Here is a 406-nt window from a genome sequence, read left to right as displayed (position 1 = left end):
CATCAGGCGCGGAACTCATCGAGGCGCGGGAATAAAATCCCATTCAGACGCCGGATAGATTCAAGCAAGCCAATTTATCGTCAAAATCGGTGTTGCAAAAACGGGAGTGACCATAGATTCCGTTTTCTGAGGTGCCCCCTAATAGTGTTCTTCCATTTCGGTAAAAATCCCTACCATGGATTCCCACTCGTCCGGGGGGTAATGACTCCAACTTACTGATAGTGTTTTATGTTCAGATAATGCCCGATGACTTTGTCATGCAGCTCCACCGATTTTGAGAACGACAGCGACTTCCGTCCCAGCCGTGCCAGGTGCTGCCTCAGATTCAGGTTATGCCGCTCAATTCGCTGCGTATATCGCTTGCTGATTACGTGCAGCTTTCCCTTCAGGCGGGATTCATACAGCG

The 406-nt window shown here is 49.8% G+C and carries 1 protein-coding gene; it reads right to left on the bottom strand.

What is annotated here, in order from left to right:
* Positions 1-212: 212 nt before the first annotated feature.
* On the bottom strand, positions 213-406 hold a 194-nt coding region (locus ACSIPU_RS30585; protein WP_000718190.1), incomplete at its 5' end, for an IS1 family transposase.

The organism is Klebsiella sp. HN106, assembly GCF_051209435.1.
GTDB classification, from domain to species: Bacteria; Pseudomonadota; Gammaproteobacteria; order Enterobacterales; family Enterobacteriaceae; genus Klebsiella; species Klebsiella oxytoca.
This window is presented reverse-complemented; position numbering and strand designations above follow the sequence as displayed.